Genomic DNA, 15,424 nt, shown 5'->3' on the forward strand with positions numbered 1-15,424 from the left:
CGGGGCTCGCTGCCGAGATATTCGATCCAATTGGCGAGGTCGACCGGTTCCACCGCTTCTACATCCCTGTTTCCTAGCGCTGGTGCGCCTTTCTCATTTTGATTGTCGATTCCAGCGTTCTGATCGGGTCGGCGGTGGAGAGATGGGCCCCGAGCAGTTCACGGAGAAGGTCCACCTTCGCATTGGGGCTCAGCCGGTGGTGGTCGATCATCAAATTGTCGAACAGCGGCTCGCTCATGAACTGCGCGAGATACACGTCGGCCAGGTCACCGGTCGTCGGCTCCTCGATGGTGATGGCGATGTGAATCGAGTTGCCGACGCGGGCCGTGGCGTAGTGCGGGGCGCCGTGCGGCATGTAGAGAACGTCTCCCGGCGTGAGGGTGACGTCGATGCGCCTGTCCTTCGGGATATCGGGCTGGTGATACCGGTCCGATCCGCTGATCGAGGTCTCGTCGAGCAGCCCGACATGCCAGTCCTTGACACCGGCGACCTGAAGCACCAGCACGTGCGAGCCGTCCATGTGCGCCTGGATCGCGGTCTTGCCGGGAGGGCTCAGGAAGACGTACGCCTCCAGCTCGGCGCGGAACTCCGGCGCAAGGCTGTCGACCAGCGCGCGGATGCGGGGATGCCAGTGCTCCGGCTGGTTGAACTTGAACGTCCCCCCGGCCGCGAAATCCTTGAGGATCTGTTCCTTGTTGATGTAACCGGGAACCTCGTGGCCGACGATGCTCCGCTTCTTCGTCATGTCGGTGAGCGCCGACCGCACCCCCTCGTTGAAGGCGGTGAAGTAGGGCCGGATCAGCAGTCCGCAGTCGACCTCGTCCCAGATCTCCTGCTCGGAGATGAGGCCCGACAGGTCCGCGGAGGCGCGGAAGACCGTGGGCTGGTTTCCCCAGTGATTTCCGAAGAAGTCGTCGACGTCGCCCACCAGGTGTTCCAGCCGGGTCGGCAGGACGGTCTCTTCGCGTTGCTCCACCGCCAGGTCGCTCATCCTGTCTTCCTCCTCATCGTCGAAAGCGCGAGCCGTGTCCAGGTCTCGGCGTCGAGCTCGTCCAGCCCTCGGACGAGCGCCGCCTGCACGTCGGAGGAGCGCTGCTCCAGGGTCCGCGCGTGGAACCGCCCGGCCAGGTCGGGGTTGGCGTCCTCGATGTGCTGCCGGAGGGCCTCCAGCAGGTCCTCCGGGGTCGGCTCCGTGAGCGTGAACGTCAGGTGCATCGACGGCCCGCCGTGCGCCACGGCGTCGTGCGGCCAGCCGTGGGGCAGGTACAGGACGTCCCCCGGCTCCAGCACGAACCTGTGGCTCGGCTCGGCGTTGTCCACGTCGAGCCCCGCGTCCGACCTGACCTGGCCCCTCTGCGCGTAGAGGTGCCACTCCTTGCGGCCTTCGAGCTGGACCACCACCACGTGGGAGGCGTCACGGTGGGGAAGCATCCCCCGCTTCTCCTCCGGCGTCCAGAAGACGTAGGTGGACACGCTCACGGGGGCCGTTTCCTCGATCGCCCGGACGATCTCCCGTGTCGGCCGGTGCCAGTCCGAGAGCTGGTTGAGCTTCAGCGTCGCGCCGGCGTCCATGAGGCGGCGGATCTTCGCCAGGTCGGCGAACCCGTCGCGGGGGTGGCCGATGACGTTCCGCGTGCGCGTGAAGGTGCCGACCTGCGGCACCTGGCCGTCACGGAGCACCGAGAAGTACGGCCAGCGGAGAAGGCTCGCCTCCAGCTTCTCCGTGATGAGGCCCGTCGAAATGTAGTCGGCCGCGTTCGCCGCGCCGCGAACGACTCTGTGGTCCTTCGCCCACAGGTCGCCGAAGATTCCCTCGGCGCGAAGGAGCTCGACAAGTTTATGACCCAATTGAATCATTCCCTTTGAGAAAGGGGATCCGGGAGGCCGCGCCTCCCGGACCCCGAACCACCATGAGGCTTAGGCCTCGTGGATCTGGTTCATGATCATCATGGGGGCGTCGAAAGCGTCCTCAGCCTCACCGACATTACGCTCGGCGGCACCGTCCTCCTGGCCGGCGAGGGACTTCACGGTGTCACGAAGTGCCATAATGGACCTCCTTCTCTAGGCGACCTACTTTGTGTAGATCGCGTTACCAATTGAAGGTTACCCAGACCCCCTTAAAGGCTGTCAACCGCTATTTATTCGATATTGCGCTCATTATTTAAATCGTCTGCGGGGGTCGTCGCGGTGGTAGTCTTTCCGCTCCCGCGCCCACCGGACGGCGCCTCGGTGAGGAGGATCCCCTTGCCTGACGGGCGGCACGTCAGCATGCTCGAAGACGATTGGCGCAGCGCGATGCGATCGCGCGCGCACGCGGCACGGGGTTGTCAGAAGAGACGAAAGTGCGCACGGGAGAAGGCGCGGCAGAAGCGATTCGAGTAGGGGTGCGGCCGTTCAGAAGTGGTTCAGGGCCGATTCAGCGCACGCCCGTCAGGAACCTCAGGACCGATTCAGCGCACGGCCGTCAGGAACGTCAGGATTTGGCGCGCGCCAGTCAGGAGCCGTAGAGGCGGGTGGCGTACTCCGGGCCGTAGTAGCGTTCGAGCTGCTCCAGGGTCTCCTCGGTCGGCTGGACGCTCTTGACTATGCGCGCGTGCGTCGGCAGCGCCTCGGGGTTCCACGTCTCGGGCTTCCACAGCGAGGACCGCAGGAACGACTTGCCGCAGTGGAAGAAGATCTGCTCGACCTCCACGACGAGGGCCAGCGAGGGCCGGTGCCCCTTGACGATCATCTGGTCGAAGAACGGCGCCTCGCGCACCAGCCGCGCCCTGCCGTTGACGCGCAGCGTCTCGGTGCGCCCGGGAACGAGGTAGACCAGGCCGACGTGGGGGTTCTCCAGGACGTTGACGAAGCCGTCCACCCGGCGGTTGCCCGGGCGATCGGGGATCGCGATCGTGACGTCGTCGATGACGTGGGTGAATCCGGGCGGGTCGCCCTTGGGCGAGACGTCACAGGTGCCGTCCGCGCCGGCCGTCGCGATCAGGCAGAACGGGGAGGCCGCGAGCCACTCCCTGTCGCGCTCGTGCAGCGCCACGCGCTCCTTGGCGACGGCCCTCGGCATCGGCTCGCCGAGCAGCTCACGCAGCTCGGTCTTGGAGGTGATCTCCACGAAGTCGGCGTTCCCCGTCACCGCGTCTCCTCACGCCGTCAAAGATCATGACCACCGCCAGCATACTTGACGCGTTCTTGACCGCGGGCGACGCCCCACCGGCCTACTTCCAGCGGAAGTACACGAACAGGCGGCCGTGGTTCTTGGCGTCCTTGTCGATGCGGTGGTAGAGGGCCTTGATTTCCTTCTGGTCGAGGAAGCGCAGCACCTTCTTCTTGAGCTGGCCAGAGCCCTTGCCAGGGATGATCTCGACCTCGGTGGCCTTCTTCTGCACCGCCTCCTGGATGATCCCGCGCAGCGCCCGGTCGATCTCGCCGCCCCTGTTGTAGATGTCGTGGAGATCCAGTTTCAGCTTCACGCCGATGATTGTACGTCCCTGTGCTTTGGAACGTTCTGCTAACTGCGTCTATCACACCAATTAACCGGATCGTGTCCATATTTGGTCAGATATTGCTGCACATCTGTAGCTGGCGTGATCTAGGCGTGAATGTAGTACGCATCTAGACTCCGTCTGTGTTTGGTCACCCGGAGACGGGCGGCCGACCACTTGTCGCCCAACGGGGAGGGTGGGGTCCTTCCCGTGCTCTCTCACGGGCGACGCGGCTCCTCCATGCCCGCTGGGCGGCGGTCCCAGTGGTTCTCCAGGAGGTGTCGTGCTCAGCAAGCCCCTGCCCACCCTCTTATCCCGTGCGCGCCGCATCGCGGCCGTCGGCGCGAGTCTCGCGATCGTCGGCGTGATGTGCCCGGTCGGCCCGGCGTCAGCGGAACCGACCCCCTCTCCCGCGACAGGTTCGACCAGCAAGTGGAAGGCGACCCCGCTCACCGCGGCCGACCGCGTCCAGGGGGCGAAGTCTCCGAGCGGCAAGCTGGCGAAGAGTGACGCGTCCCTGTTCAAGGCGACGACGAGCAATCCGGTCAGCGTGGTCGTCAAGCTCGACTACGACTCGCTGGCGGCGTACAAGGGCGGCCTGAAGGGGCTCCCGGGCACCAGCCCGCAGGTCACCGGCAAGAGCCTCGACATCAAGAGCGCACCCGCCAAGCAGTACGAGCAGCACATCGAGGGCATCGAGGCCAGCTTCCTCGGCGAGCTGAGCAAGCGGATCCCCGGCGCCAAGCCCGGGCAGAGGCTCCGCACGGTCTACGGAGGCATCGCGCTGACCGTGCCCGCCAACAAGGCGGCCGAGCTGCTGAAGCTGCCCGGCGTGGCGGCCGTGCAGGAGGACAAGCTCCAGCAGCCCCTCACGGATTCCAGCCCCGACTTCATCGGCGCGCCCACGATCTACAACAAGCTGGGCGGCAGCTCCTCCTCCGGCAAGGGCGTCGTCTACGCCAGCCTCGACACCGGCGTGTGGCCCGAGCACCCGTCCTTCGCGGACCCGGGCAACCTGCCCCCTGCCCCGCCGACCAAGGACGGCACGCCCCGGGTCTGCAACTTCGGGGACAACCCGCTGACCCCCGCGAACGACCCGTTCGTCTGCAACCACAAGCTGATCGGCGGCCAGCCGTTCCTGGCCACCTACAACGCCGTCTTCGGCGGCGAGGTGTACCCGAACAGCGCCCGCGACTCCAACGGGCACGGCACCCACACCGCCACCACCTCGGCCGGCGGTCCCGTGGCGGACGCCAACCCGCTCGGCATCAGCCGCGGCCCCATCCACGGCATCGCCCCGGCCGCGGCCGTGTCGGTCTACAAGGTCTGCGGCGCCGAGGGCTGTTTCCCCTCCGACTCCGCCGCCGCCGTCGGCCGCGCGATCCTCGACGGCGTCCGCGCCATCAACTTCTCGATCTCGGGCGGCAGCGACCCGTACAGCGACCCGGTCGAGCTCGCGTTCCTGGACGCGTACGCGGCGGGCGTCTTCGTGTCCGCCTCTGCGGGCAACTCCGGCCCCGGCGCGAACACCACCGACCACCGCAGCCCGTGGGTGACGACCGTCGCCGCGTCCACGCAGACCCGTACCTTCCGGTCGACCGTGACGCTCACCGGGACGGGCGGGGCCACGGCCACCGTGTCCGGCGCCTCGATCACGGCGGGGGTCTCCTCGCCGCTCCCGATCGTCTCGGCCGCCGCTCCGCCGTACTCCAACGCGCTGTGCGAGAGAACGCCCCCGCCGGGCCTGTTCACCGGCAAGATCGTCGCCTGCCAGCGTGGCCCCAACCGTGTGCTCAAGGGCTTCAACGTCAAGCAGGGCGGCGCGGCGGGCATGATCCTGTACAACGCCACCCCGCTCGACGTGATGACCGACAACCACTGGCTGCCGACCGTCCACATCGACCAGCCGGACAGCACGACGCTGCTGAACTTCCTCACCGCCAACCCAGGCGCGAAGGCGCAGTTCACCCAGGGCACCAAGACGACCTGGCAGGGCGACGCCATGACCACGTTCTCCTCGCGGGGACCGGGCGGCGACTTCCTCAAGCCGGACGTCACCGCGCCCGGCCTGCACATCCTCGCCGGGCAGACCCCGACGCCCGAGTCGCCGCTTGAGGGCCCCCCGGGCAACCTCTACCAGGTGATCGCCGGTACGTCGATGTCCTCCCCGCACGTGGCCGGGGCCGGCGCCCTGCTGTTCGCGCTGCACCCGGACTGGACGCCCGGCCAGGTCAAGTCCGCCCTTGAGACCACGGCCAAGACCGCGGTCACCAAGCAGGACCGGGTCACCCCCGCCGACCCGTTCGACTACGGCGGCGGCCGCATCGACCTCACCAAGGCCGGCGACCCGGGCCTGACGCTCGACGAGACCGCGGCGAACTACGCGGCCTCGGCGGCCGACCCGCTCAACCGGATCGACCTGAACGTGCCGTCGGTGAACGCGCCGGTCATGCCGGGCATCATCACCGCCAAGCGCAAGGTCACCAACGTCACCGACAAGACGCTCGTCTACACCGCCTCGGGCACCGCTCCGAGCGGAGCGAGCGTGACGGTGCTGCCGCCGCTGTTCACCGTCAAGCCGGGCAAGAGCGTCAACCTCACCATCATCATCACCGCTCCGGACCTGCCCGACGGCCAGTACTTCGGCCAGGTCAACCTGAAGCAGACCGGCGGCACCCGTAACCTGCACCTGCCGGTGGCGTTCTACCGCCAGGAGGGCGCCGTACCGATCGACCAGACCTGCGCGCCGAGCACCATCGCCAAGAACACCGGCGAGTCCACCTGCACGGTCACGGTCGAGAACACCACCATGAAGGACGCCGAGGTCACCGCGCTCAGCACGCTGGACGCCAAGCTGCGGCTCAACAGCGTGACCGGGGCCACCAAGGTGGGCACCCAGATCGCGACGACCAAGACCACGCTGGCCGCGCGCCAGCCGGACAAGCCGTCCATCGCCCCGGGCACCGGCCCCGCGGGCTACCTCCCGCTGGACTTGTTCGGCATCGCGCCGACCCCGATCGGCGACGAGGAGTCCGTCAACTTCAACGTCCCCGCCTTCACCTACGCGGGCAAGAGCTACACCCGCATCGGGGTCGTCTCCGACGGCTACAGCGTCGTGGGCGGTACGTCCGGGTCGGCGGACGTCTCGTTCCTGCCGCAGAACCTGCCCAACCCGACACCGCCGAACAACGTCCTCGCCAGCTACTGGACCGACCTGGACGGCACGGGCGCGCCCGGCATCTACGCGGGCACGCTCACCGACGGCGTCTCCACCTGGCTCGTCCTCGAGTGGCGCGTCCACCTGTGGGGCGAGACCGGGCTGAAGGTGTTCCAGCAGTGGATCGGCCTCAACGGCACCGAGGACATCACCTACGCCTACGACCCGTCCAACCTGCCCGGTGACCCCGGAGCCTCGTTCGGGCTGACCGTGGGAGCGGAGAACTCCGAAGGCACGGCCGGCGGCCAGATCTCCGGACCTCCGACCGAGGACTACCGCGTCAGCAGCACGCCCGGCGCGCCCGGCGGCAAGCTGACCTACACCATGAAGGTGAAGGGCGTCAGCTCCGGAGTCGGCTCCATCACCACGGCCACCTCGACTCCTGAGGTGAAGGGCATCACCATCGAAGTAGACAAGATCATCGTCCAGTGACGGCAGGGTGGGGCCCGGCGCATCGTCACCGGGCCCCACCCACTTCACCCAGCTCCTCGCCCAGCTCCGGAGTAAAGCATTTGCTACACTCCGAGTTTGGAGGAATGGGAGATCCGCGTCACCAACGAGATCCTTGCCTGGATCAACATGCTGGACGAACGTTCCCGGCTTCAGGTCGTCGATGCCATCGACCGGCTGGCCCAGGCCGGCCCCGGGTTAGGCCGACCGCTGGTCGACAAGCTCGAAGGATCACAGATCCACAACCTGAAGGAACTACGTCCGGCTCTGCCGGACGCTCCGAAATCCGGATCCTGTTCCTGTTCGATCCGTGGCGATCGGCCATCCTGCTAGTAGGCGGTGGCAAGTCCGGCGATTGGTCCGGCTGGTATCACCGGGCCATCCCCCGCGCGGAGGAGCTGTATGAGGAGTACCTGAAGGAACGCGAGGCGGAGGAGAAGGACCGATGACGAACTTTCCCAAGTGGAACGACATCCGCGCCGACATCGTGGCGAACTCCGCCGGTGAAGAAGCGCTGACTCAGGCACGTCGGCGTAATCAGGCCTACATTGACGGCCACCGGCTGGCCGAGCGGCGTAAGACACTGGGCTTGTCGCAGACCGAGGTGGCCGACCAGATGGGCGTGACCAAGAGCAGGATCTCGCAGATCGAGCGTGGCGAGGTGTCCACCGTCGACGCCATTGCCCGCTATGTGCAGGCACTCGGCGGGCAGATTCAGATCTCGGCGGTATTCGGTGACGACCTCTACATCCTGCGCGGTACTGACACCCACGCCGCATAACCCGAGCACTGACGTACCGACCCAGTCCAAATGCCCCACCGCGGCCCTCAGGGACGCGGGGGCTCCGCCTCACGGTTACTCCGCCACCTGAAACCAGACCATCGGTGAGCACCTGACCGCGATCGTGGACCACCTGGCGGCGCGGAACCCGCAACGCGCCCGACAGCCGTCACGGTCGGTTCAGTCATCCAGGCCCGCCCGCAGGGCTGTCACCGGCGTCGATGCGCGCGTCCGTCTCGGCCGGCAGCCGCACGCGGGCTCGCCTGCCGCCGATGCCGTACACGCGCCAGGCGAACGCGGCGGTCAAGCTCGTGAAATCGGTGAGGAGTTCCTCCATGCCTCCCGCGCTGCCCTTATCGTGCCGCACCTCCACGGTGACCCCGTCACGGGCAATGAGCCGGACCTCTGAACAGGGCGTGGATCAGGAGGACGACGTCGGGACGGTGCGTCCGTGCCGGATGAGGGGAAGGCCCCCACGCAGACGCGCGCGCAGCGGTCCGGAGCGAATGCCGATCTCGGTGAAGTCGTCCGGCTGGGGATCGTCGCCCACGAGGACCTCCGGGACCATGAGGTCGGCCAGCGGGGTGTCGGGGGCAGGGTCCTCCAACCGGCCGATGTCCAGGTCCGCGAAGTCCAGGTAGCGGGGGGCGAGTGCCCTGCCACGGAGGGCGCCGGCGATCAGATCGGGGCAGAACCCGTTCCAGCAGATCGTCACCGCCGCGCGCAGATCACCATGGATCATCACGAGTTTGTCGGTCCAGTTGCCCATGAAGGCCTCGACCTCGACGTCGCCTTGCACAAGGAGCTTGGCGTCCCCCTCCAAGCTGATGTTGGCGGCGCGCAGGTTCCCCAGGACGACCAGCGCGGCGGCTCCGTCGTCGTCATTGACGATGTTGCCGTCGACGGTCAGGTCACCGTCCACGATGTAGCCCGTCGCCATCTCCGGTGTGCCGTCGCGCCACGGAGAGCGCGGGTCGCCGTTGAGGGAGAGCTCCCCAGTGATCGAGGCGCTACCGGGGTACAGCATGTACTCCTCTTCGTACAGGTTCCTGTAGGTCTCTCTGGGAAGGCCGCGCCGCTCGAACAACTCCACCGCAGCGGCCCAGGATAGATAGCTGCTTCGCATGGTGGGGACCCTAGTGACCTCCACCGACAGACCACAAAGCATCTGTTCGCCTTGCCCGCCCGGCTGCTCCCCCTGCTGTCATTGCCGCAGAACCGGCGCGCGTCCATCACAGCCCGCTACCAGGACAGACATCGCCTGGCTACTCGGCCGCTACACCCGTTTTCTTTCGTAGTCGGCCCACCCGGCACCCACTTGGGTGGGGAACCCGGGGCTACCCACCCGAGCAGTGACTCGCCTGGGTGGCGGGGGCGGGGTGATGCGCTCCTGACACCCGTCGTTTGGGCTTTGGGTGGGCACCGGGGCAGCTGCCCACAGCACAGCCAGGTCACGCCCCGCCCCGCGGCCCACCCTCCCGCCATTCAGGGACCGACTACTCGGGTGGGCAGCCCCGGCCTCCCACCCAAACGGGTGCCGGGTGGGCTGACCACGAACACCCAAGCGCACACACAACTCTGTCTCCAACGAGCGAACGAGGGCCATCCCCAAGAGCCGCCACGCCCCCGGTGTCCCCGCGCAAGCCGCCACCCTGGCCCCACAGCTACGGTCACGCCCCGTCCCGCGGCCCACCCTCCCGCCATTCAGGGACCCACCACTCGGGCGGGCAGCCCCGGCCCCCCACCCAAACGGGTGCCGGGTGGGCTGACCACGAACACCCAAGCGCACACACAACTCTGTCTCCAACGAGCGAACGAGGGCCATCCCCAAGAGCCGCCACGCCCCTGGCGGCGCCTCATTCCCCGTCCTCATGTGGCTTCTCAATTCGGCGCCGATACGGCGAGACTCATTGCGGCGAAGACGGCGCCATTCTGCGGCGGCCCACCCGGTGATTGTTCACAGACACCGCTTGGGGTTAGCACGCGGAGGCTACGCCGTTACCTGGAACCACACGGTCCGGCCCAGATCACCGTCGTGATGTGACCCCCATGCGGTCGCGATCGCGTTGACCATCCACAGGCCGCGCCCGCCGTCGCTGTCCGTCTCAGCCGCTCGCGCGACCGGCGCGCTCGTGGCCGAACCGGCGTCCGTCACCTCAACGTGGACCACCTGCGAGACCAGGGCCACCCGTACCGTAACCCGCCCGTCCGCCGTCCACCCGGACGCCGAGTGGGCCACCGCGTTGGTGACCACCTCGCTCAGCAGGAGCAGGACGTCGTCCAGCGCCGGAGTGGCGATCCGCAGGCCCAGCAGCCCTCGCACCCAGGCCCGGGCCGCCGGTACGGACGCCTCTTCCCCAGGGAAGTCTCCGCGCCACCCACGTGCCGGCACCTCGCCTCCGTGCTGGACGACCTGCTCGTCCGACCTCATGCGATCACCCCCCACCCGGCCTCCGAGTGAAGGCCGCCGGAGCGCCGGAGATCACCCTTTCGATCACGCATCACTTGTCCTGTCCCTGGTTTATGGACGATGAAACGCTTTTCTCTTCTCGTCCTGCCGAAGAAAGAAGGCGTGTGCTTAGATTGCCTTCGTGACCGATGAATACATGACCAGATCGGCACCCCAGAAGATGACCGGTAATGACAGGCACTGGTTTATCCATACCTGGGTTCTGGTATTGCCACCCAAGCTGAAAGGTCCGTTTTTCTCTATTTCGGGAGGAACGCCATGAGCGTCGAACCCTTCCCCGGCCAGGGATCACCTCGTGTGCGCTTCGGCGCCGAGATGCGCCGCCTGCGCGAAGCCGCGCAACTGTCACAGGCCGCCGTGGCCTCCCGCCTCGGATGCACCCAAACCCAGGTCAGCCGCCTGGAAGCCGCCACCCGGACACCCTCGAAATCCGACGCCGAGAAGCTCGACCGGCTCTTCGACTCTGAGGGCGGCGCTCACTTCGCGGCGTTGCGCCAGCGCATCATCGCAAGCACGGGCGGACCGATCTGGTTCAGAGGCTGGGCCGAGGAGATCGAGCCCACCGCCCTCGTCCTCCGCTCCTGGGACCCCCTTCTGATCCCCGGCCTCCTCCAAACCGAGTCATACGCTCGGCAACTGTTCAGTCGTGGGCCCCGAGCCGCTTCCGAGGAGGTGGAGAAGCAGGTCGAGGCACGCATGCGACGCCGGAGGATTCTCGACCGAGAGGACGCACCCCTGCTTCTCGTCCTCATCGACGCGGGCGTGCTGCGTCGCAGGGTGGGCGGGCCGACGGTGATGCGTGAACAACTCGGCTACCTGTTGGATGCGGCAGAACGGCCTTCCGTCACCGTTCAGATCGTCGATCCCGATTGTCTGGCCGGTCTGGCAGGAGCATTCATGATCGCCGAGCTACCTGACAACCAGCCGGACACCATTCACGCAGACTCACCTGTTCAGGGACAGATCACAAGCGACCGCGAATTCGTAATTTCCATTTGGAACCGATATGAAGCGGTACGGGCATGGGCCTATCCTGAGCAGGTATCCCTCAAAATGATCGAGGAAGTGAGACGGGAATGGACCTGAGCAGCGCCCTGTGGCGGAAGTCGTCGCGCTCTTCAGACAATGGCGGTCAGTGCGTCGAGGTTGCCGTCAACCTGCCCGGCGTGGTGGCGGTCCGCGACAGCAAGCACCCCGACGGCCCCAGACTGCTCCTCACCCCCACCGACTGGCGATCCTTCATCGGCGGAGTCAAGGCCGGCCACTTCGACGACCTGGCCTGAGCGTCCGCATATCTGGTCAGACACCCGGTCACGCACGCCTCGTCAGTCGAGGTCGAGGTCGCGGAGCTCGGCGCGTGCGGAGATCCCGAGTTTGGGGAACGCCCGGTACAAGTGCGAGCCCACCGTCCGCGGGCTGAGGTGCATCCGGCTGCCGATCTCCCGGTTGCTCAGCCCCTCGGACGCGAGCCTGGCCACCTCCAGCTCCTGCGAGCTGAGCAGGGCGGCGACCGCCCGGCTCCTGTGGGGCACGGCGCCGCCGGCCGCGCGGAACTGGGCGACCGCGCGCCGTGCCCACGGTGCCGCTCCCAGCGCGTCGAACGTCTCGCCCGCGGCCCTCAGCATCGGCTGGGCCTCCGTCCTGCGGTGGTTGCGGCGCAGCCACTCGCCGTAGAGGAGTTCGGTCCGCGCCCGGTCGAAGGGGCGCTGGTCGAGCCCGCCGCCCGCCAGCGCGCTCCGGTAGTGCGACTCGGCGTGGGAGTCGTCCGACAGAATCGCGCGGCAACGGTGCCTCCGGGCCAGGGCGGCGGGCCCGCCGACACCGTCGGTCCGAGGTTCCATGGCCGCTGCGACCCGCTGGGCCGGCTCCGGGTGCCCCGCGCCCACGGCGGCCTCAACCAGGTCAGGGAGCATCGCGAAGGCGATGAAATCATTGGATCGAGGCGAATCCCGGTCGACCAGGCGCATCAGCTCCGCGAACGCCTCCCCTGACGCGCCTTCCCCCAGCGCTAGCAGACCCAGGGCGCCGGTCGCCATGGCCGCAGCCATGCGCTCCCGCAGCGGGAGCGCGATCTCCAGCGCCTGCCGGGCCTGCCGGCGGCATTCCGCGGCCTCGCCGCGCACAGCGGCGAACCGGGCCGACTGGGCGAGGAAGTTGGCCGTCCACCCCCGCTGTCCGGTCTCGTAGCTGAACCGCAGGCCCTCCTCGGCATGCGCGGCCCCCTCCGTCCAGCGCCCGAGCCGGAACTCGATGTCGGCGTGGTAGAACAGCACCTCGGTCAAGAGGGCGGGATAGCCCGCGGCGCGGAGCCTGCGGCCGGTGGCTTCGGCGAGCCGCAGTGCCTGATGGTCGTCGGGCCCCATCCAGCCGATCACGGTCGCCCACATCCAGTGCCGCTCACCGCCCTCGCCCTGGCCCTGGCCCTGGCCCTGGGCCTGGGCCAGGGCGCCCGGCAGTTCCCACAGCTCGGCCCCGGTGATGACGCCCTCGGGGCTTCCGAGGAGACCTTCGGCGGCGCGGAGCGTCGCCGGTGCGCAGTCCAGGTCGGTGATGCGCCGGGTCGCCAGCAGCGTCGCCTCCATGTCTCCGGCGTGCAACGCCGATCCTGCCGCGAGTGTGAGGGTCCAGGCGGCCTCCTCGGGTTCGGTGGACGCCATGAGCTCGGCGCACCGCATCAAGTGTGAGTAGGCGATCGCGGGGTCCCCGCTGTACAGCTCGATGGTCCCGTTGAGCTGGGCCAGTGTCACGGCGGGCACGGGCTCGGCCATGACCTGGTCGACGAGCGTCCGGGCCAGGCCGGGCCGGCCGGCGTCCAGCGCCACGAACGCGGCGGTCACCGTCCTGCGGCGGCGGTCGGCGGGCGACTCGCTGAGCCGCGCGGCCTGCTGCAGGACGGAGATCGCCGCGGCCGCGCCGCCGCGCCGCCGCGCGGCGTCGGCGCTGCGCTCCAGCGCGTAGGCGATCTTCTCGTCCGGTGCGGTCGTCGCCACGGCGCGGTGCCAGGTCGCCTGGTCGTCCTCTCCGCCGGCGCGCAGGTATGCGGCGATGGCCAGGTGCGCGGCGCGGCGGCGGTCGAAAGGTGCGTCGGCGTAGACGGCGGAGCGGATCAGCGGATGCCGGAACCGGAGCTCGCCCCCGGTGAGCCGCACCAGCCCCGACCGCTCGGCCGGGTCGAGAGCGTCGGCCGGCAGGCCCAGCCGGGCGGCGGCCCCAAGGACGATGCCGACGTCCCCGGTCTCCTCCGCGGCCGCCACCAGCAGCGCCGCGCGGCCGTCCGCGGACAGGGCGTCGACCTGACGCAGGAACGCCGCCCGGACGCGGGCGCTCACGGGCAGGGTCCCGGTCATCGCGAGGTCGGGCATGCCCCGGTCGGACTCGTCGAGCCGGGCCAGCTCGATCAGCGCGAGCGGGTTGCCGCCGGTCGCCGCGACGAGGGCGTCACGTTGACGGGCGGGCAGCGTCCAGCCGTGCGCGTGGAGTAGCCGCGCGGCGTCCTCGGGCGGCAGTCCGTACAGCACCAGTTCGGTCAGCCCGGCCGTGTTGACCGGCAGCGGTTCGGGTTCGCGCACGGTGAGCAGCATCGCGACAGGCTCGTCGGCCAGTCGGCGAGCGGCGAACAGCAGGGCGGAGGCGGAGGCGCGGTCCAGCCACTGCACGTCGTCGACCGTGACCAGCAAAGGGCGGTCCGCCGCCACTGCCGCGAGCAGTGTGAGCACCGCCGCCGAGACCAGGAAGTCCGAGGCCGCGGAGTCGGTGATGCCGAGCGCGCCGCGCAGCGCCTCGGCCTGGACGCCGGGCAGCGCGTCGAGGTGATCGAGCACCGGCCGCAGGAGCCCGAGCAGCCCGCTGAACGCATGCTCGACCTCGGATTCCACCCCGGCACATGCCAGCACCCGCATGGGCTCGGCGGCGGCCGCCGCGGTCGCGACGGCATGGCGCAGCAGCGAACTCTTGCCGATCCCCGCTTCGCCGCGCAGGATCAGCACCCCACTGCGTCCGCCCCGCGCGTCGGCGAGCAACCGGGCGATGGCCTCTTGTTCCCGGTGCCGGCCGTGCATCACGTGCGAGTCCCGGTTCTTCACCGGGGGTGTCCCGGGTGACTGCAGTCGGTTCGACTCTGGCCCCAGACCCGCGTCCCCACAAGGCTGGCGGCGATGGGCGGGCAAGACGCGCCGGCCCCTACGACGATGAGGAGACCTTCTGTGGCCACGACGCTGGGGGCACCTGGCCCGGTACCCGACGAGGACGGAGCAGGGCCGCCATCTCCACGCCCGGTGGCGAGGAGGCGGCGCCAGCTCGGCTGGATCATTCCGCTGTTCATCGTGATGCTCGCCTTCGTGGTGTACTCCGTGCCGCCGTACCTCACCTTCGACCCGGCGCGATCACGGGTTGAAGTGTCCGATTCTCCCCCATTCTTCTATCCCTTGCTCGTGGCGCACATCATCTTCGGCATGGTGGCCCTGCTGACGGGGTGCTTCCAGGTGTGGCCGTGGTTCCGCCGCTCGTATCCCAAGGCGCACCGCTGGATGGGGCGGGCGTACTTCTTCGGCGGGGTGTTTCCCGCCGGCATCGCCGTTCTCGGGGTCGCCCCGTTCGGCCACACGGGGTTCGGGGGAAACGCCGGGAACACCATGCTCGGCGTGGTGTGGCTGATCACCGGTTTCGCCGGGTGGCGCATGGCGCGGCAGCGGCGGTTCCCCGAGCACCGCAGGTGGATGATCCGCAGTTTCGCGCTCACCACGTCAATCGTCGTGAGCCGTCTGTGGGCCGGTGTGCTGCTCGCCGTCCAGCTTCCGCGGCTCGACACCGCCTACGGTGGCGACGAGCAGGCGATGATCACGGCGATCGGAGCCGCCGGCGTATGGCTCAGCTGGGTCGTCAACCTGGTGATCGCCGAATGGTGGCTGGAGTACACCGACCATACCGGCAAGCCCAAGTCCCGCAGGCGCCCGCGGGGACGCGTCGCGTCCCCGCCGATGTCCGCTTCTGATCCCCTACGTCGGTGAGCTTCTCTTCCTTCCGTTCAA

Annotated in this window: 16 protein-coding genes; 7 read left to right on the plus strand and 9 right to left on the minus strand. The window is 68.5% G+C overall.

Translation table 11 applies throughout. The features are described from left to right. Positions 1 to 73 precede the first annotated feature (73 nt). The 5 genes from ACOZ38_RS30020 to ACOZ38_RS30040 all read right to left on the minus strand — a co-directional run bounded on the left by ACOZ38_RS30020 (position 74) and on the right by ACOZ38_RS30040 (position 3,467). The gene (locus ACOZ38_RS30020) at positions 74 to 991 is read right to left on the minus strand and encodes a JmjC domain-containing protein (protein ID WP_424534502.1); all 918 of its coding nucleotides are present in this window, start codon (positions 989 to 991) and stop codon (positions 74 to 76) included. Beyond that, positions 988 to 1,848, minus strand: a complete 861-nt coding sequence (locus ACOZ38_RS30025; RefSeq protein ID WP_424534503.1) for a JmjC domain-containing protein — start codon at positions 1,846 to 1,848, stop codon at positions 988 to 990. The genes ACOZ38_RS30020 and ACOZ38_RS30025 overlap by 4 nt, the downstream gene beginning before the upstream one ends. A 69-nt stretch (positions 1,849 to 1,917) precedes the next feature. Continuing rightward, positions 1,918 to 2,046, minus strand: a complete 129-nt coding sequence (locus tag ACOZ38_RS30030) for a hypothetical protein (protein WP_392836383.1) — start codon at positions 2,044 to 2,046, stop codon at positions 1,918 to 1,920. A 448-nt stretch (positions 2,047 to 2,494) separates the two neighbouring features. Then, entirely contained in the window at positions 2,495 to 3,130 is a 636-nt protein-coding gene (locus tag ACOZ38_RS30035) for a pyridoxamine 5'-phosphate oxidase family protein (RefSeq protein WP_424534504.1), read from the minus strand. Positions 3,131 to 3,212: 82 nt separating this feature from the next. Next, a complete protein-coding gene (locus tag ACOZ38_RS30040) occupies positions 3,213 to 3,467 on the minus strand; it encodes a Smr/MutS family protein (protein WP_248964602.1) in 255 nt (84 codons plus the stop codon). A gap of 295 nt (positions 3,468 to 3,762) precedes the next feature. Between ACOZ38_RS30040 and ACOZ38_RS30045 the strand changes: the two genes are divergently transcribed. From ACOZ38_RS30045 to ACOZ38_RS30060, 4 genes are all read left to right on the plus strand, one after another. Then, the gene (locus tag ACOZ38_RS30045) at positions 3,763 to 7,128 is read left to right on the plus strand and encodes a S8 family serine peptidase (protein WP_424534505.1); all 3,366 of its coding nucleotides are present in this window, start codon (positions 3,763 to 3,765) and stop codon (positions 7,126 to 7,128) included. Between the two features lie 96 nt (positions 7,129 to 7,224). Further along, entirely contained in the window at positions 7,225 to 7,479 is a 255-nt protein-coding gene (locus tag ACOZ38_RS30050; protein WP_424534506.1) for a type II toxin-antitoxin system RelE/ParE family toxin, read from the plus strand. After that, positions 7,473 to 7,595 carry a hypothetical protein gene (locus tag ACOZ38_RS30055; protein WP_424537109.1) on the plus strand — a complete coding sequence of 41 codons (123 nt, stop codon included), beginning with the start codon at positions 7,473 to 7,475 and terminating at the stop codon, positions 7,593 to 7,595. The genes ACOZ38_RS30050 and ACOZ38_RS30055 overlap by 7 nt, the downstream gene beginning before the upstream one ends. Then, complete coding sequence (locus ACOZ38_RS30060; protein ID WP_424534507.1) at positions 7,592 to 7,927, plus strand: helix-turn-helix domain-containing protein; 336 nt, start codon at positions 7,592 to 7,594, stop codon at positions 7,925 to 7,927. Before ACOZ38_RS30055 ends, ACOZ38_RS30060 begins: the two co-directional genes overlap by 4 nt. Positions 7,928 to 8,111: 184 nt before the next feature. Here the strand turns inward: ACOZ38_RS30060 and ACOZ38_RS30065 are convergent, their stop codons facing one another. The 3 genes from ACOZ38_RS30065 to ACOZ38_RS30075 all read right to left on the minus strand — a co-directional run bounded on the left by ACOZ38_RS30065 (position 8,112) and on the right by ACOZ38_RS30075 (position 10,358). After that, a complete protein-coding gene (locus ACOZ38_RS30065) occupies positions 8,112 to 8,294 on the minus strand; it encodes a hypothetical protein (protein WP_424534508.1) in 183 nt (60 codons plus the stop codon). A gap of 54 nt (positions 8,295 to 8,348) precedes the next feature. Then, positions 8,349 to 9,053 carry a hypothetical protein gene (locus ACOZ38_RS30070; RefSeq protein ID WP_424534509.1) on the minus strand — a complete coding sequence of 235 codons (705 nt, stop codon included), beginning with the start codon at positions 9,051 to 9,053 and terminating at the stop codon, positions 8,349 to 8,351. 864 nt (positions 9,054 to 9,917) lie between these two features. Then, positions 9,918 to 10,358 carry an ATP-binding protein gene (locus tag ACOZ38_RS30075; protein ID WP_405151451.1) on the minus strand — a complete coding sequence of 147 codons (441 nt, stop codon included), beginning with the start codon at positions 10,356 to 10,358 and terminating at the stop codon, positions 9,918 to 9,920. A 297-nt stretch (positions 10,359 to 10,655) separates the two neighbouring features. Between ACOZ38_RS30075 and ACOZ38_RS30080 the strand changes: the two genes are divergently transcribed. Both ACOZ38_RS30080 and ACOZ38_RS30085 read left to right on the plus strand, forming a co-directional pair. Next, complete coding sequence (locus ACOZ38_RS30080) at positions 10,656 to 11,483, plus strand: helix-turn-helix domain-containing protein (RefSeq protein WP_424534510.1); 828 nt, start codon at positions 10,656 to 10,658, stop codon at positions 11,481 to 11,483. Beyond that, positions 11,474 to 11,680 carry a DUF397 domain-containing protein gene (locus ACOZ38_RS30085; RefSeq protein WP_424534511.1) on the plus strand — a complete coding sequence of 69 codons (207 nt, stop codon included), beginning with the start codon at positions 11,474 to 11,476 and terminating at the stop codon, positions 11,678 to 11,680. The genes ACOZ38_RS30080 and ACOZ38_RS30085 overlap by 10 nt, the downstream gene beginning before the upstream one ends. Positions 11,681 to 11,722: 42 nt before the next feature. Here ACOZ38_RS30085 and ACOZ38_RS30090 read toward each other — a convergent pair whose 3' ends face one another. Further along, entirely contained in the window at positions 11,723 to 14,479 is a 2,757-nt protein-coding gene (locus ACOZ38_RS30090) for a helix-turn-helix transcriptional regulator (protein ID WP_424534512.1), read from the minus strand. A 120-nt stretch (positions 14,480 to 14,599) separates the two neighbouring features. Between ACOZ38_RS30090 and ACOZ38_RS30095 the strand changes: the two genes are divergently transcribed. Then, positions 14,600 to 15,403, plus strand: a complete 804-nt coding sequence (locus ACOZ38_RS30095; protein WP_424534513.1) for a DUF2306 domain-containing protein — start codon at positions 14,600 to 14,602, stop codon at positions 15,401 to 15,403. Positions 15,404 to 15,424: the final 21 nt, after the last annotated feature.

The organism is Sphaerisporangium viridialbum (genome assembly GCF_049674955.1).
Lineage (GTDB): Bacteria > Actinomycetota > Actinomycetes > Streptosporangiales > Streptosporangiaceae > Sphaerisporangium > Sphaerisporangium viridialbum.